Annotated in this window: 20 protein-coding genes and 1 tRNA gene; 13 read left to right on the forward strand and 8 right to left on the reverse strand. The window is 64.4% G+C overall.

All coding sequences use genetic code 11. The features are described from left to right. Positions 1-8 precede the first annotated feature (8 nt). A complete protein-coding gene (locus tag ABIC03_RS13380; RefSeq protein WP_354058674.1) occupies positions 9-989 on the reverse strand; it encodes an NADPH:quinone oxidoreductase family protein in 981 nt (326 codons plus the stop codon). A gap of 57 nt (positions 990-1,046) precedes the next feature. Next, a complete protein-coding gene (locus tag ABIC03_RS13385; protein ID WP_354058675.1) occupies positions 1,047-3,104 on the reverse strand; it encodes an ATP-dependent helicase in 2,058 nt (685 codons plus the stop codon). A 129-nt stretch (positions 3,105-3,233) separates the two neighbouring features. On the opposite strand from ABIC03_RS13385, the gene ABIC03_RS13390 reads away from it, so the two are divergent. Then, entirely contained in the window at positions 3,234-3,824 is a 591-nt protein-coding gene (locus ABIC03_RS13390) for a TMEM175 family protein (protein ID WP_275168189.1), read from the forward strand. Positions 3,825-3,833: 9 nt separating this feature from the next. Here ABIC03_RS13390 and ABIC03_RS13395 read toward each other — a convergent pair whose 3' ends face one another. Further along, complete coding sequence (locus tag ABIC03_RS13395) at positions 3,834-4,220, reverse strand: YciI family protein (RefSeq protein WP_354058676.1); 387 nt, start codon at positions 4,218-4,220, stop codon at positions 3,834-3,836. Positions 4,221-4,416: 196 nt separating this feature from the next. Between ABIC03_RS13395 and ABIC03_RS13400 the strand changes: the two genes are divergently transcribed. After that, positions 4,417-4,596: a hypothetical protein gene (locus ABIC03_RS13400; RefSeq protein WP_275168188.1), complete on the forward strand. Its 180-nt coding sequence runs from the start codon at positions 4,417-4,419 to the stop codon at positions 4,594-4,596. A 29-nt stretch (positions 4,597-4,625) separates the two neighbouring features. Then, the gene (locus tag ABIC03_RS13405; protein WP_275168187.1) at positions 4,626-4,829 is read left to right on the forward strand and encodes a hypothetical protein; all 204 of its coding nucleotides are present in this window, start codon (positions 4,626-4,628) and stop codon (positions 4,827-4,829) included. 7 nt (positions 4,830-4,836) lie between these two features. Here ABIC03_RS13405 and ABIC03_RS13410 read toward each other — a convergent pair whose 3' ends face one another. Continuing rightward, complete coding sequence (locus tag ABIC03_RS13410; RefSeq protein WP_354058677.1) at positions 4,837-5,550, reverse strand: substrate-binding periplasmic protein; 714 nt, start codon at positions 5,548-5,550, stop codon at positions 4,837-4,839. Between the two features lie 381 nt (positions 5,551-5,931). Here ABIC03_RS13410 and ABIC03_RS13415 point away from each other — a divergent pair, with 381 nt between their 5' ends. Then, entirely contained in the window at positions 5,932-8,343 is a 2,412-nt protein-coding gene (locus ABIC03_RS13415; protein ID WP_354058678.1) for an ATP-binding protein, read from the forward strand. A gap of 347 nt (positions 8,344-8,690) precedes the next feature. Beyond that, a tRNA-Gly gene (locus ABIC03_RS13420) sits at positions 8,691-8,764 on the forward strand. Between the two features lie 811 nt (positions 8,765-9,575). Here the strand turns inward: ABIC03_RS13420 and ABIC03_RS13425 are convergent. The 4 genes from ABIC03_RS13425 to ABIC03_RS13440 all read right to left on the reverse strand — a co-directional run bounded on the left by ABIC03_RS13425 (position 9,576) and on the right by ABIC03_RS13440 (position 11,191). Next, positions 9,576-9,908, reverse strand: coding sequence for a hypothetical protein (locus ABIC03_RS13425; protein ID WP_354058679.1), 333 nt, complete (start codon positions 9,906-9,908; stop codon positions 9,576-9,578). Positions 9,909-9,971: 63 nt separating this feature from the next. Then, a complete protein-coding gene (locus ABIC03_RS13430; protein ID WP_007611688.1) occupies positions 9,972-10,235 on the reverse strand; it encodes a GlsB/YeaQ/YmgE family stress response membrane protein in 264 nt (87 codons plus the stop codon). A gap of 26 nt (positions 10,236-10,261) precedes the next feature. Beyond that, positions 10,262-10,720, reverse strand: coding sequence for a YidB family protein (locus tag ABIC03_RS13435; protein WP_275168181.1), 459 nt, complete (start codon positions 10,718-10,720; stop codon positions 10,262-10,264). Between the two features lie 228 nt (positions 10,721-10,948). Beyond that, entirely contained in the window at positions 10,949-11,191 is a 243-nt protein-coding gene (locus tag ABIC03_RS13440) for a hypothetical protein (protein ID WP_354058680.1), read from the reverse strand. A 192-nt stretch (positions 11,192-11,383) separates the two neighbouring features. Here ABIC03_RS13440 and ABIC03_RS13445 point away from each other — a divergent pair, with 192 nt between their 5' ends. The 8 genes from ABIC03_RS13445 to ABIC03_RS13480 all read left to right on the forward strand — a co-directional run bounded on the left by ABIC03_RS13445 (position 11,384) and on the right by ABIC03_RS13480 (position 19,026). After that, a complete protein-coding gene (locus tag ABIC03_RS13445) occupies positions 11,384-11,836 on the forward strand; it encodes a DUF2231 domain-containing protein (RefSeq protein ID WP_354058681.1) in 453 nt (150 codons plus the stop codon). Beyond that, complete coding sequence (locus ABIC03_RS13450; RefSeq protein WP_354058682.1) at positions 11,833-13,167, forward strand: PQQ-dependent sugar dehydrogenase; 1,335 nt, start codon at positions 11,833-11,835, stop codon at positions 13,165-13,167. The genes ABIC03_RS13445 and ABIC03_RS13450 overlap by 4 nt, the downstream gene beginning before the upstream one ends. 18 nt (positions 13,168-13,185) lie before the next feature. After that, positions 13,186-13,389: a hypothetical protein gene (locus tag ABIC03_RS13455; RefSeq protein WP_007611681.1), complete on the forward strand. Its 204-nt coding sequence runs from the start codon at positions 13,186-13,188 to the stop codon at positions 13,387-13,389. Between the two features lie 36 nt (positions 13,390-13,425). Further along, positions 13,426-13,596, forward strand: a complete 171-nt coding sequence (locus ABIC03_RS13460; RefSeq protein ID WP_219683770.1) for a hypothetical protein — start codon at positions 13,426-13,428, stop codon at positions 13,594-13,596. Positions 13,597-13,950: 354 nt separating this feature from the next. Beyond that, a complete protein-coding gene (locus tag ABIC03_RS13465) occupies positions 13,951-15,339 on the forward strand; it encodes an MFS transporter (RefSeq protein WP_354058683.1) in 1,389 nt (462 codons plus the stop codon). Between the two features lie 120 nt (positions 15,340-15,459). Further along, positions 15,460-16,308: a 3-oxoadipate:acetyl-CoA acetyltransferase gene (locus tag ABIC03_RS13470; RefSeq protein ID WP_354058684.1), complete on the forward strand. Its 849-nt coding sequence runs from the start codon at positions 15,460-15,462 to the stop codon at positions 16,306-16,308. Positions 16,309-16,422: 114 nt separating this feature from the next. Next, positions 16,423-17,628 (forward strand): MFS transporter, encoded by a 1,206-nt coding sequence (locus ABIC03_RS13475; protein ID WP_354058685.1) that lies wholly within the window; start codon positions 16,423-16,425, stop codon positions 17,626-17,628. A 168-nt stretch (positions 17,629-17,796) separates the two neighbouring features. Then, positions 17,797-19,026, forward strand: coding sequence for a CaiB/BaiF CoA transferase family protein (locus ABIC03_RS13480; protein WP_275168173.1), 1,230 nt, complete (start codon positions 17,797-17,799; stop codon positions 19,024-19,026). Positions 19,027-19,033 lie beyond the last annotated feature (7 nt).

Below are 19,033 nucleotides of genomic sequence, written 5' to 3' on the forward strand. Positions count from 1 at the left end.
GGTGCGGCCTATTTCGAGATGCGCACGACCATCTTGCCAAGCGCCCCGCGCGTTTGCATGGTCCTGAACGCTTCCCGGAAATCATCCAGCGCGAAGACGCGACCGACCACAGGCTTCAGCTGGCCCTCGGCCAACCAGGCCGCCAGCTCCGACATCAGGCGCTTCTGCACCTCGGGCTCGCGGATCGGAAGCTGCGCGAGGTCGACGCCGAGCAGGGCGCCGCCCTTGAGCAGCGGCAGATTGAACGGTAGCGCGGGGATCGCGCCGGCAGCAAAGCCAACCACGAGATGACGTCCGCGCCAGGCGATGGAGCGAAAGGCCTGCACCGAGACCTCGCCGCCGACGGGGTCGAAGATCACGTCGGCGCCGTGTCCTCCGGTTAATTCCTTCAACGTATCGCGCCAGTTGATCTGCGTGTAGTCAACCACAGCATCGGCGCCGTGCTGTCGCGCGAACTCGCGCTTGTCTGGTGTCGATGCCGCTGCGATCACATGGGCGCCGAGCAGCCTGCCAATCTGGACAGCCGCGATTCCCGTGCCGCCGGCTGCGCCCAGCACCAGGAGCTGTTCGCCTGCGCTGAGCGACGCGCGCGCACTCAGCGCATAGAGGGCTGTCAGGTAATTGGCACGAAACGAGGCGGCGACCTCGGCCGCGACGCCGTCCTGCAGGGGATAGAGCGCTTCGGGGGTGACGACGATCTCTTCGGCAAGCGCGCCCGAGCGCGTCATCCCCATCACGCGCATGCCGGGTTGATAGCCGCCCGGTGCACCGGGCGCTTCGTCCACGATCCCTGCGAATTCAGTTCCGGGAATAAAGGGCAGGGGATCCTTGGTCTGATAGCGCCCCTCGATCTTCAAGCCGTCGACAAATCCGATCCCTGCGGCCTCTACCCGGACGCGCAGCTGTCCGGGCTCGATGCGCGGAGACGGAACGTCCTTCAGGGCGATTTGATCGATGGGCGCGTATTGTTCGACGACGACCGCTTTCATGTCGGACCTCTGTTGTTCCAGTTATCCTGACAGGCCCCGACCCCAGCCTCTTGTGTCTTACCGCCACATTCCCCGCATCCGAGCGCCGATGTCGACCTTCGGGCCTTGCGCGGCAGTGCGCGCTGCGCTTGCCCCGGCCTTCGGCCAGGCAGTACGCTCGAACAGATAGACGAGCTGCTCCGGGATGAAGCGGGTGCGCGAGGCGTAGACGTGGCGGTCGCCCTTGGCGGCCTGGCCGTGGACGAAGAAGCGCTGCGGCACCACGAGGTGCAGATCGTCCTTGGCGCGCGTCATCGCGACATAGAGCAGGCGGCGTTCCTCCTCGAGCTCGGCGCTGGTGCCGGCGCCGAGATCCGACGGCATGCAGCCGTCGACGACGTTGAGCACGAATACCGATTTCCACTCCTGGCCCTTGGCGGAGTGGATGGTGGAGAGGATCAGATAGTCCTCGTCGCGCAAGGGTGGTCCGGATTTGTCGCTGGTCGCATCCGGCGGGTCGAGCGTGAGCTCGGTCAGGAATTTCTCGCGTGAGGCATAGCCGCTCGCGATCTGCTCGAGCTGCATCAGATCGGCGCGGCGCGTCTCGGAATCCTCGTGCAGGCGATCGAGATGCGGTTCGTACCAGAGCCGCACGCGTTCGAGATCGGCCGGCCATTCCGAATAGCGCAAATTTTCGATCGTGCGGACGAAGCCGGTCCAGTCCGCGCCGGTGCGCGGCGGCACCGGGAGCTGGCCAAGCGCGGCGAGCGGATCGGAGCTCTCCGCCATCTGGTCGAGCACACGCTGCGCCGTCGCAGGTCCGATGCCCGGCAACAGATGCAGGATGCGAAAGCCGGCGACGCGGTCGCGCGGATTCTCAGCGAAGCGCAGCAGCGCCAGCACGTCCTTGACGTGAGCTGCATCGAGGAATTTCAGCCCGCCGAACTTGACGAAGGGGATGTTGCGGCGGGTGAGTTCGATCTCGAGCGGACCCGAATGCGAGGACGTCCGGAACAGCACCGCCTGGTGCTTCAAGAGCGCGCCTTGCTCACGGTTGGCCAGCACCTCCTCGACGATATAGCGGGCCTGGTCGGTCTCGTCGTGCACGGTGACGAGCTGCGGCTTTTGCGCGGAGGTACGGTCGGTCCAGAGATTTTTTGTGAAACGCTCGCGCGCCAGGCCGATGACGCCGTTGGCCGCCGCCAGCACGGGTTGCGTCGAGCGGTAATTGCGGTCGAGCGTGATCATCTCGGCGCGGGGCGAGAAGCTCTGCGGGAAATCCAGGATGTTGCGAACAGTGGCGGCGCGGAACGAATAGATCGACTGCGCGTCGTCGCCGACGACGGTGAGGCCGCGTCCGTCCGGCTTCAGCGCCAGCAGGATCGAGGATTGCAGGCGGTTGGTGTCCTGATATTCGTCGACCAGCACATGATCGAAGCGGCCGCCGATTTCTTCCGCGATCAGCGCATCGCTCATCATCTGCGACCAGTAGAGCAGGAGATCGTCGTAATCGAGCACGTGCTGGGCCTGCTTGGCCTCGACATAGGCCGCGAACAGGCCCTTCAGCTCGGCCGTCCAGCCCGCGCACCAGGGATAGTGCGCCCCCAACACCTTCTCGATCTCCATCTCGGCATTGACGCAGCGCGAGTAGATCGACAGGCAGGTGCCTTTGGCGGGAAAGCGGCTCTCCGTCTTCGACAATCCGCGCTCGTGCCGGACCAGGTTCATCAGGTCGGCGGAATCCTCGCGGTCGTGGATGGTGAAGGCAGGATCGACGCCGATCCGCTCGGCATATTCGCGCAGCAACCGCGCGCCGATGCCGTGGAAGGTGCCGGCCCAGGTAAGCGCGTCGCGCATGATCGCGGCATTGTTCTCGCCGAGTACTTTTCGGGCGATGCGCTCGACCCGGCCGGACATCTCGGCCGCGGCGCGGCGCGAGAACGTCATCAAGAGGATGCGGCGCGGATCGCTGCCCGCGACGATCAGGTGCGCGACGCGATGGGCCAGCGTGTTGGTCTTGCCGGAGCCCGCACCGGCGATGACGAGCAGGGGCGCGCCCACGGTCGCACCATCGGCCACGCCATGCTCCACGGCGCGGCGCTGCTCCGCATTGAGCGTGTCCAGATATGTCGCCACGAATCGCCCCGGTGAAACAGCCAGAGTCGGCGATCCCGCTGCGAATCGCAATGCGTCTGGACGGGACCGATGTTAAGACCTAGGGACAAGACGGCCCAAGGTTCCATTCCGAAAAAAGCGCCACCCGGCATGACCGAGCTCAAATCCGACCAGTTCGAGATGCGACGGCTGGAATCGCTCAGCAACACCATCTTTGGCGTCGCCATGACGCTGCTCGCCTACGACCTGCCCAAGGCTGCGGTGTTCACCAGCGCGCCCGACTGGAACGATCTCGCCCGGGTCTATTCCGGCAAGCTCGCGGGTCTCGCGCTCAGCTTCATCATCGCCGGCGTGTTCTGGATCAGCCATCACCGGCGGCTGGCGCGCCAGCCCGTCGGCAGCCGCGGCGCGGTGATCCTCAATCTGTTCTTCCTGCTGTCGATCGTGCTGCTGCCGGTGACCAACGGCCTCTACACCAACTACCCCAGGAGCAGTGCGGTCGCCGTGCTCTACGGCCTGCACCTGACTGCGATCGCCGGCCTCAATGCCTGGCTGTGGTGGAGGATCCTGGGCGGCTGGCGCCACGAGATCATGGCCTCGCTGTTTCCGCTGCTGGTGTTCATCCCGGGCACGGTCGTTGCGGCGTTCGCGCCGCAAGTCGCGCCGTTCGTGTGGTTCATCGCCTTCGGCGGGCTGCTGATCCAGCGCTTCTATGTCGGGCCGACCGGGACGGACAAGTAGGCCTGCCGTTCATTCGCCGAAAGGCGTCGCGCCGAACCCGTCGGCCGGCACGTAAAGCTTGACCGGGCGGATTTCGTAGACCGCTGACGGATTGACCTGCCGCAGCGTCCGCGCGGCCGCGATCGCCTCCTCGTCCGTGTCGTATTCGACGAGGTGGAAGCCCAGAAGCTGCTCCTTGGTCTCGGCAAACGGGCCGTCCAGCACGACGCCCGCGCCGGGGCCACGCAAGGTGCGGGCCTTTCGGGTCTCATCCAGGCGGGCGGCCGGGCCAAAGTGCCCGCTTGCCCGGAGGGGAGCCTGAACCTCGATGACTTTGGCCACGACCGCGGCGTCCTTCTCGGGGGTCCAGGACAAGATCTCGTCTTCCACGTGATAGGCCAGGATGGCGTAAAGCATCGTCACCTCGTTGATTTTCGCTGCGCGCGTCCGAAGGACGTATCACCACCGTCGCAGCCGACAATGGGGTTTGGGAAATATTGCGTCGCGGGGCAGGGCGACGAAACCTTCCCGAAACCCGATTGCGGCCGAAAGATGTGAACGCCGTCCGAAATCGGCGCGACTGATTGCCACCAAGAACACTTCGGAGGCGGCCATGTCGACCATCAAGATCATCTGCGACGCGCGTCGGGCGGGAAAGTCGGACGCTGCGGATCTGCACGACCAGAGCGGCCACCACCGCTATTATGGCAGCTCGGCCGAGAGCGGCGGCGAGCGCATCGTCGAAAGCCGGCGCGGCAAGCGCCCGCGCGCAATGAACGTTTGCGGCTTCTAAGCCCAACACTTGCGAAACAGCGTGCGACAATGAACGCCGTGCAGATATCGATCGCCGCGATGCCGTTTCTGCTTTCGCTCGCGAGCAGGTCCGGTAAGGCGATCGCGCCATGCCTGCTTGCGGGCATCTTCACCGTGCTGCTCGGCAGCGAGCCGCCGCGGGCCGCCATGGCCTGGTGCGTCGGGCTGTTGATCGCCGCGGTAGCGGTGCGGGAGCGGCCTCGCACGAACTGACGGCTTGTCACATCCCGCTCAGCACCTGCTTGATCAGGGTTTCCCGCAACCGGGCGAGCTCGCCGCTCGCCTCCATCTGCTCGATCATCCTTCCGACCTTCGGCACGAGATCGCGATGGCGTTCATGCAGATGGTGGTAGATGCTGATGCGCTCGAGTGGCGGTGAGAGCGGATGGATCCTGGCCTGGAGATTGAGTTTCCTCACCGCAACCAACCCGCTGAAGAGGTCGGCGACCATCACGTCGAAGCGCTCGGCATCGAGCATCTTGACCATGTTGTCGAGGCTTGTGGTCGCCGTGACCCGGGTCATGCCGCGCGTACCGGCTTCCGACGAGCCGACGCCGCGTACGATGCCGATGCTGTAGTCCCTGATTGAATTCCAGCCGGCGACGTCGAACTGCAGTTTCGTGGTGAAGACAGCGGGCTCGATGTAATTGATCGCAGGTGTCACCTGGATCAGCGTCGGGTAGTCGCGAGAGAGCGTTCCGATCCGTTGGACCTCTCCGTCGACCTCGCCGGTGCTCGACAGCGCGAGCGCGCGCTTGCCGGGGACATCCTCGAATTCGAGCTTGATGTTCAGCCTGGCATAGACCGCGCGGAGCATCTCGCCGCCGACATATTGATCGGGGATATCGGCGATGCGTGCCAGCCGGATGACCTCTTGCGCCTGCGACCGGCTTGCCGTGAGCAGCAATAGGCAGACCACGACTATCCGCCTCATGACGCATCTCCCTGGCCATGCCTTTTGGGCGTGCCCTGCTACCATCGGATTGCGGTGCCGCGCGATCTACCGGAGATGGCATCTGTGCCGGCCCGCAACGTTTGCAGCGCGTTCCCGCTGTGCGGGCGGCTCCGGACTTTCACCGATGTCATTCTAGCATGCGAGGTGGTAGTTTGCCCGGGAATCCTGTTGCTGGGCGCAAGATATGACCCCGTCGAGCTCAAGCCGCCCAAGGGCCAACAGGATCATCGGCCGACAGGATCATGGGCCGACAGGATCGCCACGCGTATCGCGTGCTGAGGCAGGGCCTCAACCGTTCACTTTGCTCGCGGCTGCGACCGGTAGGCTGAGCAGGTGCCGCCATTTTCGGGGACGTGGTGCATGGGCAACGCAGGCGACGACGATAGCAAGCGCGGCCGCGCCATTGCGCCGGTGGCTGCGAAGCAGGATTTGACCGGCATCGGTGCCGCGCTCGCGCCTCCCATGTTCGCGGCGCTCCTGTCGCGGATCTTCAACTGGTCGCGCAGCGGCGTCGGGCCCCGGCTGCTTGCTGCCGTGCTGCTGTTCTCATCGGTCGTGACGCTGACCCTGACCGTGCTCCAGCTCTATCTGGATTACAATCGTGAGGTCGGACTGATCGAGACGCGGCTGGACGAGATCGGCCGCAGCACCACGGGCAGCCTCGGAGAGAGCCTGTGGAATCTCGACCAGAACCAGCTCAAGCTCCAGCTCGATGGCATTCTGCGGCTGCCTGACGTTCGCGCGGCGGAGGTCCGCGAGATCGCCGATCGGCCCGATCCTATCCGTGTCGAAGTCGGCGAGCGAAACACCCGTTCGATCATGACCCGGGAATTTCCGCTGACCACCATGGTGCAGGGGACCTCGCGCGCCATCGGCACGCTCCGGGTCGAGGCGACGCTGACCGACGTCTATCAGCATTTGCTGAACAGGGCCCTCGTCATCCTGGCAAGCCAGGCGGCAAAGACGTTCCTCGTCTCGTTGTTCATCATCTACATGTTTCATCTGCTGGTGACGCGGCATCTCGGCGCCATCGCCGAGTACGTCGGCAAATACAGCCTCGGACGGCCGCCGCCGCCTCTGCGCCTGGAGCGCCGGCCGCCTGACGAGGCCGACGAGCTGGACAAGGTGGTCGTTGCTTTCAACGCCATGTGCGCCAACCTCGAACATGCCTATGGCGAGCTGCGCGAGGCCAATCGGAATCTCGAGCGTGACCTGAAGATACGGCAGCACGCCGAGGAGAACGCCCGCGCGAGCGAGCAGCGCTTCCGCGATTATGCCGAGACCGCATCCGACTGGTTCTGGGAGACCGGCCCGGATCACGTGTTCACTTACATTTCAGAGCGGGCCGATGCTTTCGGCATGGACCCGATGGCGCTGATCGGGAGGCGCCGTTCAGACGCCGCCTTCGACCACGATGCCGAGCCGCAGAAATGGCGCGCTCACCTGGCGACGCTGGATCGCCACGAGCCGTTCCGGAAGTTCGAGTATCGCGGCCGCGATGCGGCTGGGCGCGCGCGCCATTTCAGCGTCAACGGCCAGCCGGTGTTCGGCGCCGACGGAGGCTTCATGGGATATCGTGGTTCGGCTACCGACCTGACCGAGCAGCACGAGACCGAGGAGCGGCTTCGCCAGTCGCAGAAGATGGATGCGATCGGTCAGCTCACCGGTGGCGTCGCGCATGACTTCAACAACGTGCTCACTGTCATCACCGGCACCATCGAGATCGTCCGGGAGGGGCTGGCGGGCAAGCCCGACCTAGCCGCGATCGCCCAGCTGATCGACGATGCGGCGGCGCGAGGCGCGGAGATCACCTCGCAGCTCTTGACCTTTGCGCGTCGCCAACCGCTGGAGCCGCGCGAGATCGACGTCAACGGCCTCGTGCTTGAGACGGCGAAGCTGTTGAAGCCGATCCTGGGCGGAAACGTCGAAATCGTGACCCACCTCGCGGACGACGCCTGGCCGGCGATGGCCGATCCGTCGCAGCTGTCGTCGGCGATCATCAATCTCGCCGTCAATGCGCGTGATGCGATGCCTGGCGGCGGCACGCTGACGCTCGAGACCGCAAACCGCGAATTCGATGGCGCGGATGGTGCTGGTGACGGCGACGCCACACGCGGCGCCTTCATCATGGTCGCGGTGACCGACACCGGCCATGGCATCCCCGCCGATATCCGCGACCGCGTGTTCGAGCCGTTCTTTACCACCAAAGGGGTCGGTCGCGGCACCGGGCTCGGCCTCAGCATGGTCTACGGCTTCGGCAAGCAGAGCGGCGGCAGCGTCGCGATCGAGAGTGAGGAAGGCCGCGGCACCGTGATTCGGCTGTTTCTGCCGCGATCTGCGGGCGGAGCGCAGGCGAGGGTCGGGTCGCTGCAGGCGCCCGCGGCGGCACGCGGGCACGAGACGGTTCTCGTCGTCGAGGACGATCCGCTGGTGCAGGGCTATGTCATCGCCCAGCTCGGCAGCCTCGGCTATCGCACCCTCGTAGCCGGCGACGGCGCAACCGCGCTTGCGCTGGTGCAGCAGGGCGCCCAATTCGATCTGCTGTTCACCGACATCATCATGCCCGGTGGCATGAACGGGCAGGAATTGGCCGAGGCCGTGCGGCGCCTTCGCCCGGGGATCAAGGTGCTCTATACGTCCGGCTATACCGACAACGCCCTCGACCACGAGGGCCAGCTCGGTCCCGGCGTTGCGTTGCTGAGGAAGCCGTACCGGAAGGCGGACCTGTCACTGAGGGTCCGCGAGGCGCTCGCCGGCGAGCCGCCCGCCTGAGCAGCAGGCGCGTGACCAACGAAAAGGCGCGGCGGGGAAGCCCCGTCGCGCCCGATTTCTTGCTCGCTGGTCCAGGGCTGAGAGCGCCCCGATGCCAAGCCTTTATTCAAAGCTTAGCGGGCGATCCCAGCGAGGTGACAGCGCTTGGTAAAAGACACTGGATCACCTCCTTTCGTTGGTTACGGAAGACATCAATATAGGCGGCAATTCCGGTGTTGTTAAGGGGAGGCGGGTCCGGAGGAACCAGCGGCTGTTCGCAGGGCAAGGACGGCGCTGGAAGCCGTCGATTGGGCAGTTGATCCTGGGCAGTTGAGACCGCCGCCCGGCCGTGTTAGGGAGCCCCTGTCGCGGGTGTAGCTCAATGGTAGAGCAGCAGCCTTCCAAGCTGAATACGAGGGTTCGATTCCCTTCACCCGCTCCAATGTTTTCATGTCCGGCCCGTTGAAGACGGCTGTGAGCATGGTAAGGCCGAGATGCTCAGCACGACGTTCTTGCAGCTGCACTCGGAGGTGTGGCTCGTGTGTCGAATACCGGGACCGGTAAGTTGAAGACAAAGGCGAGCGCTCCCCGGAAAAAGCGGCGAGCTGCCTAGCTATGCGCCTCTTCGCCGTAGGTCCAGCGCCGAGCGAAGGACACCACGAGCTCAATTGGTTCGGTCGCTGGACCTGGCCTTCTTGGGTGAAGCAACCCCTCGCTCCCGGCGAGGCTTCGCAGCAGCTTCAGGTTCGATCCCGTTCTGGCGGTCGAACTTCCTGATCCATGATTGAATGTAGCCCGGATCGTCCGGACAAAGCTGCTCAAGTAAACGAAGGTTCTGCGCTCTGAATTCCACTAGGGTTTTCGGCAATTGTGCCTCCTCAAAACCCTGCCCATATCTAGGCTGCTGCATCGGGAAAAAGTGGTCAAGCCAAAAGGGCGCTTGAAAAGATCGGTGCGTTGATGCAGCGCGCGACAGCGAAAACCCCGCCTGGGGGAAGCGGGGCTTTCTGGTAGGGGTGAAGCTTAGGGACGCTTCGACAGTATGACGCGCGGATCGCGGAAAAAGTTCAAAGCTAAAAAGCGAACCACGCCAATACTGCAATGATCGGGATGATTGCCACGCCGAGAAGCACCAAGGGTGCAGGTTCATTGCCCGTCCTGTCGCTCAATGCTGATCTCCTCCAAAGTCCGGAGCGTATCGAAAGCAATTGCAACATTCGTTTGCGACCGCCCCTGTTCGGAACGTTCAAACGTCACGTTTTCGGACTTGGCTGCGGCGTAGGTGCGGCTTGAGGAGAAGGTGTCGGATTGCTCTGCTGCGGAGGCGCTGCGGCCTCGCCGCCCGCATGAGGAACGCAGGTACCGATGTTGCTGAGCAGCCGTTTGGCCTGGAGGTCGCGCACCTTTGAGTATTCGCGTCGTCGCTCGATATTGGCCGCGGCCCATCGGTCCCAGGCCTCGAAAGCGTCCGTATAGTGCTTTCGCATCTGCTCCTCGGCGGCAAGGCAATCGACGAACTTGTCGAAAACCAGGTCGGTGTTGACCGGGGTCATACCTCCTACCAGGACAACGAGCATCCATTTCATCTTGCCGATCGCCTTTCGCGCCGGGCGAATTCTCCGCTAACGCGAAGATTCCGTTCGCGGTGGTTAGATGGCCCGGCGGCTCCGACCGGCCACAAAACCGTAGACGAGAAGCACGATGATGGCGCCTACCACGGCCCCCACCAGTCCTGCGCCTTCTCCTGGCCGGTACCAGCCGAGAGATTGGCCAAGATAGGTCGCAACGAACGCGCCCACTATTCCCAGGATCGTGGTCAGGATGAAACCCGAGGGCTCGTTGTCGCCAGGCATGATGAACTTCGCGATGACGCCTGCGATGAAACCGATGATGATCGTCCAGATGATGCTCATATCTTTTCTCGAGTCTTGAGGAGTGCCTATCCCACGGATTGCGCCGGAAGTCGTCCGTCCGGGGTGTATTTGTCCACCGCTGCCGGAAGCTCGCGCGACAATCGGTCGAGGATCTCCTGCTGCGACAGGCCGGTCTGCTGCTCCAGCTTTTGAAGAACGTCCGGACCGATAGCCTGCTGGAGTTCGGGCGGGGTGACTTCGCGATTTGGCCCCTGATTGATCCAGGATTGAGCCGCATCGCCCTGTCCGTTCTGCTTGAAGTGCTCGAGCAACTCGCCGATCCCGCCGTTCAGCAGCGAACCGACGCCGCCGCCTCCCACAAGGCCGCCAAGATTGCCGAGCATGCCGCCCAGGGAATCCTTGGCACCCGACGGCTGACCGGAGGTAGCATTGCGAAACATGTCGGCGAGCTTGTCCCGATTTTGATATCCGGCGATTGCGAGCATACCCAAGAGGGCGGTCATCGATGGCATTCCGCGGCTCATTTCCGGCTCCTGAGTTCGATGATGGGCATCGTGCGTAAGCAATGGCGGCCCGCCTTGTGCTGGCCGCCGCATCACTCATCGCCCACAACATACGCGGAGCTGGGAAGTTCCACGTTCCCCAGAACCACGTTTCCAAAGAACGATGGGCTTGTCAGTCACTGCCACTCCCGAACCAATTAATGCATCTCGCTTGACCGACTTGGCGTCTCCGGGAGGCCTCGTCGGAAATCAGCGCGTGAAACTCGCCTGGACGATCAGGGACAATCCAATCGAAAGACCGGCGGCGAGGCCAGACAGCACGATGGCCCACCATCGCCGCTCCAGCTCCGGCTCATCCTCGGTGCGGATCGTCTCGTGGATGAGTGCGGCGTTCGGCCGGCTTTGGGATTCGATCTGCTCGGTCTGGCGCCGCGAGACGCCATCGAGCTTCGAGGCGGATTGAAGGAGGCGCCGTCGCCAGGCTGGTCCCACTCCGTAATCTCCTGATGGGCGGTTCATTTCAAGGCCGAGATCAAGGCTCGTAGCGGCAAGGGGTTCCTCGTGAGTGCTTGGACGCCGCAGCGCTGTTGAGGCACCGCGGCGCCGTGGTCCACCATCAGGAACCTTCGCTGGAAGCGGGTGTTTTCCACCGGGGAGGGGCGGCGATCTGACAAGAGGCCAACCGTGCAAGACAATTTGCGTGTGCGCTCGACCGCGCAAATCGCAGGCCATCCGATTCATCCGATGCTGGTGCCGATCCCGATCGCTTGCTTCATCGGAGCGCTGCTGACCGACATCGCCTATGTCGTCAGTGCCGAGATCATGTGGGCGGATTTTTCCGCCTGGCTTCTGGTGGTCGGCGTCATCTTCGGCGTGCTCGCCGCCATCGCCGGCCTGACCGATTTTCTCGGCAACCGCCTGGTGCGGGCGCAGCCGCCGGCCTGGCCGCATCTGATCGGCAACGCGCTGGCGCTGCTCCTCGCCATCGTCAATGCATTGATCCACACGCGCGATGCCTGGACCTCGGTGTGGCCGACCGGGCTCATTCTGTCAGCCATCACCGTATTGATCCTGCCGGTCACCGGCTGGCTCGGCTGGGCCATGGTGTATCGCCACGGCGTAGGAGTTGCGCGATGAACTCCGCAATCGCTCGGGCGCTGTTGTGCGCCTCGCTGCTGTGTCTCGCCGGCTGCAATGACGGCAGCGGCGATCCGAAGGCGCAAATCGGCGCCAACCCGACGCTGCCCGACATCCAGCAATACCTGCTGCCGCCGATGCACATCGCGCGCATCGTCGGCTGGAAAAAGGACGAGACCCCGGCCGTTGCGCAGGGCCTGCAGGCCAAGGCCTTTGCGACCGGCCTGCAGCATCCGCGATTCCTTTACGTGCTTCCCAATGGCGACGTGCTGGTGGTGGAATCCAAGGCGCCGAAGGGCGCTCCGATCAAGCGGCCCAAGGAAATCGTGATGGGATACATCGAGTCCTGGGCGACATCCGGCGGCGACACCGGCGAGAGCAACCGCATCACGCTGCTGCGCGACAGCAACGGCGACGGCGTGCCAGATACGCAAAGCGTCTTCCTCGACCATCTCAACTCGCCGTTCGGCGTCGCGCTGGTCGGCAACGATCTCGATGTCGCCAACACCGATGCGATCGTCAGATATCCGTACACGGAGGGTGACACGAAGATCACCGCTCCGGGTACGGTGCTGACGCCGCTGCCGGGCGGACCGATCGACCATCACTGGACCAAGAGCCTGGTCGCGAGCCCCGACGGTTCAAAGCTCTATGCCGGCGTCGGCTCCAACAGCAACATCACCGAGAACGGTATGGAGGCCGAGCACAATCGCGCCGCCATCCTCGAGATCGACCGTGCCAGCGGCCGCTGGCGCATCTTCGCGAGCGGCCTGCGCAATCCCAACGGCCTCAGCTTCGAGCCGCAGACCGGGGCGCTGTGGACGGTGGTGAACGAGCGCGACGAACTCGGTCCCGATCTCGTGCCGGACTACATGACATCGGTGAAGGACGGCGGCTTCTATGGCTGGCCCTACAGCTATTACGGTCAGCATGTCGATCCCCGCGTCCAGCCGCAACGGCCCGACCTCGTCGCCAAAGCGATCGTGCCTGACTACGCGCTGAGCTCGCATGTCGCGCCGCTTGGAATGGCTTTCAACACTAGCGCGAGTCTGCCGGCCGCCTATCGCGGCGGCGCCTTCATCGGCGAGCACGGCAGTTGGAACAGGCAGGTCTTGAACGGCTACAAGGTGGTGTTCGTGCCGTTCACGGATGGCAAGCCGAGCGGCCCGCCGCAGGATGTCGTCACCGGCTTCCTCAACAACGACAATCACGCGCGCGGGCGGCCCGTTGGTGTCGCCATCGACAAGGTCGGGGCGCTGCTGGTCGCCGATGACAGCGGCAACACGGTCTGGCGCGTGACGGCGGCGCACCCGCAGCTCACGCAGCGCTAGATCTCGAGGAGTTATACCATGGGCCTTGCTCAATACACGATCGTGCCGGTGCAGGACGAATGGGGCGTGCTGCACGACGGCGACGTCAAGAACAGATACTCCACCAAGGAAGCGGCCTTCGAATCGGCGGTTGCCGCAGCGTCGTTGGCGCTTCGCGAGGGACACGAAGTCCATGTCAGCGTGCCCGGCCGCGAAGCCGGCGAGAACGCGCTGGGAATTTGACGAGACACTTTGAGCAGAACACTTCAGGAGCCTGCGATGACCAAGCCCCGTGAGCCGAACGGCATTGAGCCCTCCCGCTCCGAAGACGACATTCAGCGTGATCAGCTCGGGCCGCGCGGGGTGCCGGATGCGCCGGATCCGGCCAAGATGACGCCCCAACGCGATAAGAAAACGCCGAAGCACGTCGATCCCGGCCATACAGCCTGACGGCTGCCCCGCGGCTGGCGCGGCCGGGCCATTCGGAACCGTCATTCCCGGTCGTCGCATCCGGGGGTAAGACAATAGGGCTTCCCGCCATCGTCGCAGGCGATCTCGCGGCCTATCTCGGCCTGCCGGCGGTGTTCGCCGGGACGTCTCGCGCGCAAATAACATCATGTTAGGTTTGTCGCATAACTGGGTAATTGTGTTAGCCCGGCGAAAGCCTATCGTCGCCACCAAGCAGACACCCATCGGCAATGACAAGCGCTCGCGAAACTCCGCAGAGCGACCGGAGAGTGCTGCCCAATTTTGAGCGAAGCCCGTCAACGGGACGTCAGCAAAACCCAAGGGAGGAATCTTGAGATGACTGCGATCCGACACATGAGTCAGTCCAGGAAGGCCGCTGCCAGCGGCTGGATCGGGTCAGCTCTCGAATATTATGACTTCTTCATCTACGCGACCGCCGCGTCGCTGATCTTCCCGCAAGTCTTCTTCCCGTCGGAGAATCCCACCGTCGCGATCGTTGCGTCGTTGGCGACTTATGGCGTCGGCTATGTGGCTCGTCCCATCGGCGCCTTCGTGCTGGGACATTGGGGCGACACCCATGGCCGCAAGACCGTTCTCATCGTCTGCATGTTCCTGATGGGCATCTCGACCATGGCGGTCGGTATCCTGCCGACTTATCATCAGGTCGGTATCCTGGCGCCGATCCTGCTCGTCATGCTGCGCCTCGTGCAGGGATTTGCCGTGGCCGGTGAGATCTCCGGCGCGAGCTCGATGATTCTGGAGCACGCGCCGTTCGGCCGGCGCGGCTTCTATGCAAGTTTTGCACTCCAGGGCGTGCAGGCCGGACAAATTCTCGCGGCCGCGGTGTTCCTGCCGCTGGCGGCCTACATGCCGACCGAGGCCTTTAACAGCTGGGGCTGGCGGATTCCCTTCCTGCTCAGCTTCTTCGTCATCGTCGCGGGCTACATCATTCGTCGCGAAGTCGACGAGACCCCTGCCTTTGCCCGCGAGGGCGAACGCGGAGAAACGCCGCGGGCGCCGATCGTCCAGGCCATCAAACTGAGCTGGCGCGACATGCTCAGGGTCATCTGCATGGCTCTGATGAATGTCATCCCGGTGGTTGCGACCATCTTCGGTGCGGCCTATGCGGTGCAGCCAGCCTACGGCATCGGTTTTGCCAAGGACGTCTATCTCTGGATCCCCGTGCTCGGAAACATGCTGGCCGTGTTCGTCATTCCCTTCGTCGGCAATCTCTCCGACAAGGTCGGCCGCAAGCCTCCGATCGTCGTCGGAGCGCTGCTCTCGGGCGTACTGGCTTTCGGTTATCTCTATGCCATCAGCATCAGGAACGTGCCGCTGGCGATCCTGCTGTCGCTCTTGATGTGGGGCGTGGTCTATCAGGGCTACAACGCGATCTTCCCGAGCTTCTACCCCGAACTGTTTCCGACCCGCACCCGCGTGTCGGCGATGGCGATCTCGCAGAACATCGGCACGACCATCACCGCATTGCTTCCGGCCTTGTTTGCGACCGTGGCGCCTCCCGGCTCGGCCAACATTCCCTTGACGGTGGGGGCGATCGCCTTCGGCATCACTGTCATCGCGGCGCTGGCGGCCGTCACGGCCCGGGAGACCTATCGGGTCAGCATCGACGACCTCGGCAATCCCAAGGCCGTTCCGATGCCGCGGGCCGATTATGAGCGGCAGCGTGCGGAGGTGGCGAGCGGTGCGGCCGCAATTCCGACCTGACGGGTACGCAAGGAAGCCATGCCGCTGCGATCGAGGACGGTTGCAGCGGCGGGGTGTGAGGCGTTACCTAACTGCCTGCTCGAATTTCGCGCGCGAGCGCGATCATCATGAGGTTGCAGAATGAACCCCGTCATCGTCGCTGTCGCCATCACCGGCTCCGTTCCGCGCAAGAAGGACAATCCCGCGGTCCCGATCCGGCCGTCCGAACAGATCGAGTCGACGCACCAGGCCTTCGAAGCCGGCGCCACGCTTGCCCATATCCATGTTCGCAACGATGACGAGACGCCGTCCTCCGATCCCGAGCGTTTCGCTCTGGTGCAGGAGGGAATCAGGAAGCACTGTCCTGACATGATCGTTCAGTTCTCGACCGGCGGGCGGGGCCGCGATCCCTCGGCGCGCGGATCGTCGCTCTACCTGAAGCCGGACATGGCCTCGCTGTCCACGGGATCGGTGAACTTTCCGACCATCGTCTACGAGAACGGCGCCGCGCTGGTCGAGATGCTCGCCACCGGCATGAAGACGAATGGCATCCGGCCGGAAATCGAAATCTTCGATCTGTCGCATCTGCATGGCGCCCGCCGTCTGATCGAGGCGGGGCTGATCGACCAGCGTCCGCACGTTCAGTTCGTCATGGGCGTCAAGAACGCCATGCCCGCGGACGAGCATGTGCTCGACATCCTGCTGGGCGAGCTCAGGCGGCTGATCCCGAAGGCGACGTGGACGGCAGCCGGGATCGGACGCCACCAGGCCGAGGTCATGGGCTGGGCGCTGGCGCGGGGCGCCGATGCGGTCCGCACCGGGCTCGAGGACAATATCAGGATCGACAAGGCACGCCTCGCCGCCAGCAACGCGGAGCTCGTGGCCATCGCCAGTGAGGCTGTCGCGCGCCACGGCCGGCGCGTGGCGACTGCGGCCGAGGCGCGATCCCTGCTCGGGCTCGCGGGAGAGGGAGCTCCTGCCGCCTCCTGACATGCTCCCGGCCGCCTGCTGCCATTCGACGACCGGCGTTTCCGTGCCCTGAGTCTCCGGGTAAGACTGGCGTCAGGGGCGTGATCGGCGCCTGGCGGGCAGGCGACGGTTGGAATGCGGTTTCTGAAATCTGACAGCAGGCTCATCGGGGTCCTGCTGGTGCTTGCGGTCTCCCAGCTTGTCGGGTGGGGTACGATAGGTCTTCCCGCCATTGTCGGACGCGATCTCGCGGCCGATCTCGGCATGAGCCTGCCGGCGGTGTTCGCCGGGACGTCCGTTCTCTATGTGTCGATGGGGCTGTGCGCGCCCTGGCTCGCCAAATCGTTTGCGCGGCACGGCGCACGAAAGGTGATGATATCAGGCACGGTCCTCACCGTGCCGGGCTTCATCCTGCTGTCCCTCGCGCGCGAGCCGTTGCTGTATTTCGCGGCCTGGATTGTCCTCGGCATCGCCGGCAGCGCCACACTTTCGACCGGCGCCTATATCATGCTGAACGAGGTCGCCGGGCGGCAGGCCAAGAACGCGATTGGCGCGCTGATGCTGGTGACGGGCCTGTCGAGCAGCATCTTCTGGCCAACGACATCGTTCCTCAGCGGTCTGCTCGGCTGGCGCGGGACGTGCCTCGTCTATGCGGCCATGATGCTCGTCATCAACCTTCCGCTCTATGCATTCTTTGCACCGCGCCGGAAAATCGTCGGTGATCGTGGCGGTGAGCCGGTGAAGCCTTCGCCGCCGCCTGCGATTCCCAGGAGCACGTTCAGCCTCGTCGTCGCCGCGATCACGCTCAATGCCTTCGTCAATTTCGGCATCGGCGCCATCATGATCGAGTTGCTCCGGGCAGAGGGGCTTCCCCCGGCGCAGGCGCTTGCGTTCGGCTCGATGCTGGGCGTGATCCAGGTCAGCGCCCGCGGGCTCGATTTTCTCGGCGGAGGACGGTGGGATGGAATCACGACCGGGCTTGTTGCCGGCACGGCGCTCCCGGTCGCCATGCTGCTGCTGATGACCAGCGAGGGCGCGACCTGGGCGGTTGCGGCCTTCATCCTGCTCTATGGTGCCGGCAGCGGCGCGATGGCGGTGGCGCGGGCGACGATCCCGCTCGTGTTCTACGATCAGACCGAGTTCGCCAAGGCGATGTCGATGATCGCGCTGCCGCTCAATCTCGCATCCGCGGTCTCGCCGCCGCTCCTTGTCGGCCTGCTCACCCAGTTCGGCAGCCGCGGCGCGCTCGGTCTCACCTTCGTCTGCTCCTGCGCCACGGTGCTGATCCTGGTCCTGCTCGGCCGCCGGCGGCCGCAGGTGGCTGCAGCGGCCGCGACCTGAGAATATTCGCGCTGCGGAATTCACCGCGCGGGTGACCTGCGCCGGACGGGTGGGGGATAGCCGTATGCCGCCAGTGCAGTGCTCGGACCGCCAAAATGGTGTATCCGCAGGGAGCGCGTCCCGCGATCTCGCCGCCGCGCCAATATCCAGTTCCCGGAGGAATTCGACATGTCGGCCCTGCCGCTCTCAGGCATCAAGATCCTTGACCTCACCCGCGTACTTGCCGGGCCCTTGTCGGCCCAGATGCTGGGCGATTTGGGCGCGGAGGTGATCAAGATCGAGCGGCCGGGCACCGGTGACGACGCGCGCGCCTTCGGCCCGCCCTATCTGACCGACCCCGATGGCAAGGCCAACAACAACAACTCGTTTTACCTCTGCGCCAACCGCAACAAGAAGTCGGTCACGGTCAACATCGCCAAGCCCGAGGGGCAGGCGATCATCCGCGAGCTCGCCAAGGACGTCGACGTCTTCATGGAGAACTACAAGGTCGGCGATCTCAAGCGCTACGGCCTCGACTACGAGACCATCAAGGCGATCAATCCCGGCATTATCTATTGCTCGGTGACCGGTTTTGGTCAGACGGGGCCTTACGCGCCGCGCGCCGGCTATGACGCCATCCTGCAGGCGATGGGCGGCCTGATGAGCGTCACCGGCCATATCGACGGCGAGCCCGGCGAGGGCCCGATGAAGGTCGGCCCGTCGATCGTCGACTACATGACCGGCATGAACACCTCGATCGGGATTCTCTCGGCGCTCTACCATCGCGACGCCAATGACGGCGTGGGACAGCACATCGACGTCTGCCTGTTCGACACCGTGATCGCGTCGCTGTCGCACTGGCTGCAGATCTACCTCGTCAACGGCAAGACGCCGCCGCGCCGCGGCACCTGGGGCAATGGCGGCATGCCGGCCGGCGTGTTTCGATGCACCGACGGCGAGCTGATGCTGGTGGTCGGCAACGACGGCCAGTTCCAGCGCACCTGCGCCGTGCTCGGCGCGCCCGAGCTCGCGAGCGACAAGCGCTTCGTCAAGAACAACGACCGCGTCGTGCACGGCAAGGAGATCATGGCGATCTTCGCCGGCCTGTTCCTGAAGCAGCCGGTGGCCTATTGGCTAGACAAGCTGGAGGAGGCCGGCGTGCCCTCGGGCCCGATCAACAATTTCGAGCAGGTGTTTTCGGATCCGCACGTCCAGTCGCGCGGCATGCGGGTGAAGGTCGACCATCCCTTCCAGCCCGATCTCTCGCTGATCCGCAACGCGCTGACGCTCTCGGAAACCCCGATCAAGGATTACCGCGCCCCGCCGCTGCTCGGTGAGCACACCCAGGAGGTGCTCGCCGGCAAGCTCGGCTACGATGCCGGCAAGATCGAGGCGCTGAAGCAGCAGGGTATCATCTAGCTGCTCG

Origin of the sequence: Bradyrhizobium sp. RT6a (assembly GCF_040547675.1) — a bacterium.
Taxonomy (GTDB): domain Bacteria; phylum Pseudomonadota; class Alphaproteobacteria; order Rhizobiales; family Xanthobacteraceae; genus Bradyrhizobium.

Bases quoted from the DNA above. Each gene is read 5' to 3' on its own strand.
- ABIC03_RS13470 (WP_354058684.1), top strand. From the start codon at position 15,460: ATGAACCCCGTCATCGTCGCTGTCGCCATCACCGGCTCCGTTCCGCGC.
- ABIC03_RS13395 (WP_354058676.1), bottom strand. From the start codon at position 4,220: ATGCTTTACGCCATCCTGGCCTATCACGTGGAAGACGAGATCTTGTCC.
- ABIC03_RS13480 (WP_275168173.1), top strand. From the start codon at position 17,797: ATGTCGGCCCTGCCGCTCTCAGGCATCAAGATCCTTGACCTCACCCGC.
- ABIC03_RS13425 (WP_354058679.1), bottom strand. From the start codon at position 9,908: ATGAAATGGATGCTCGTTGTCCTGGTAGGAGGTATGACCCCGGTCAAC.
- ABIC03_RS13410 (WP_354058677.1), bottom strand. From the start codon at position 5,550: ATGAGGCGGATAGTCGTGGTCTGCCTATTGCTGCTCACGGCAAGCCGG.
- ABIC03_RS13455 (WP_007611681.1), top strand. From the start codon at position 13,186: ATGGGCCTTGCTCAATACACGATCGTGCCGGTGCAGGACGAATGGGGC.
- ABIC03_RS13435 (WP_275168181.1), bottom strand. From the start codon at position 10,720: ATGAGCCGCGGAATGCCATCGATGACCGCCCTCTTGGGTATGCTCGCA.
- ABIC03_RS13465 (WP_354058683.1), top strand. From the start codon at position 13,951: ATGACTGCGATCCGACACATGAGTCAGTCCAGGAAGGCCGCTGCCAGC.
- ABIC03_RS13405 (WP_275168187.1), top strand. From the start codon at position 4,626: ATGAACGCCGTGCAGATATCGATCGCCGCGATGCCGTTTCTGCTTTCG.
- ABIC03_RS13390 (WP_275168189.1), top strand. From the start codon at position 3,234: ATGACCGAGCTCAAATCCGACCAGTTCGAGATGCGACGGCTGGAATCG.
- ABIC03_RS13430 (WP_007611688.1), bottom strand. From the start codon at position 10,235: ATGAGCATCATCTGGACGATCATCATCGGTTTCATCGCAGGCGTCATC.
- ABIC03_RS13450 (WP_354058682.1), top strand. From the start codon at position 11,833: ATGAACTCCGCAATCGCTCGGGCGCTGTTGTGCGCCTCGCTGCTGTGT.
- ABIC03_RS13400 (WP_275168188.1), top strand. From the start codon at position 4,417: ATGTCGACCATCAAGATCATCTGCGACGCGCGTCGGGCGGGAAAGTCG.
- ABIC03_RS13415 (WP_354058678.1), top strand. From the start codon at position 5,932: ATGGGCAACGCAGGCGACGACGATAGCAAGCGCGGCCGCGCCATTGCG.
- ABIC03_RS13380 (WP_354058674.1), bottom strand. From the start codon at position 989: ATGAAAGCGGTCGTCGTCGAACAATACGCGCCCATCGATCAAATCGCC.
- ABIC03_RS13460 (WP_219683770.1), top strand. From the start codon at position 13,426: ATGACCAAGCCCCGTGAGCCGAACGGCATTGAGCCCTCCCGCTCCGAA.
- ABIC03_RS13475 (WP_354058685.1), top strand. From the start codon at position 16,423: ATGCGGTTTCTGAAATCTGACAGCAGGCTCATCGGGGTCCTGCTGGTG.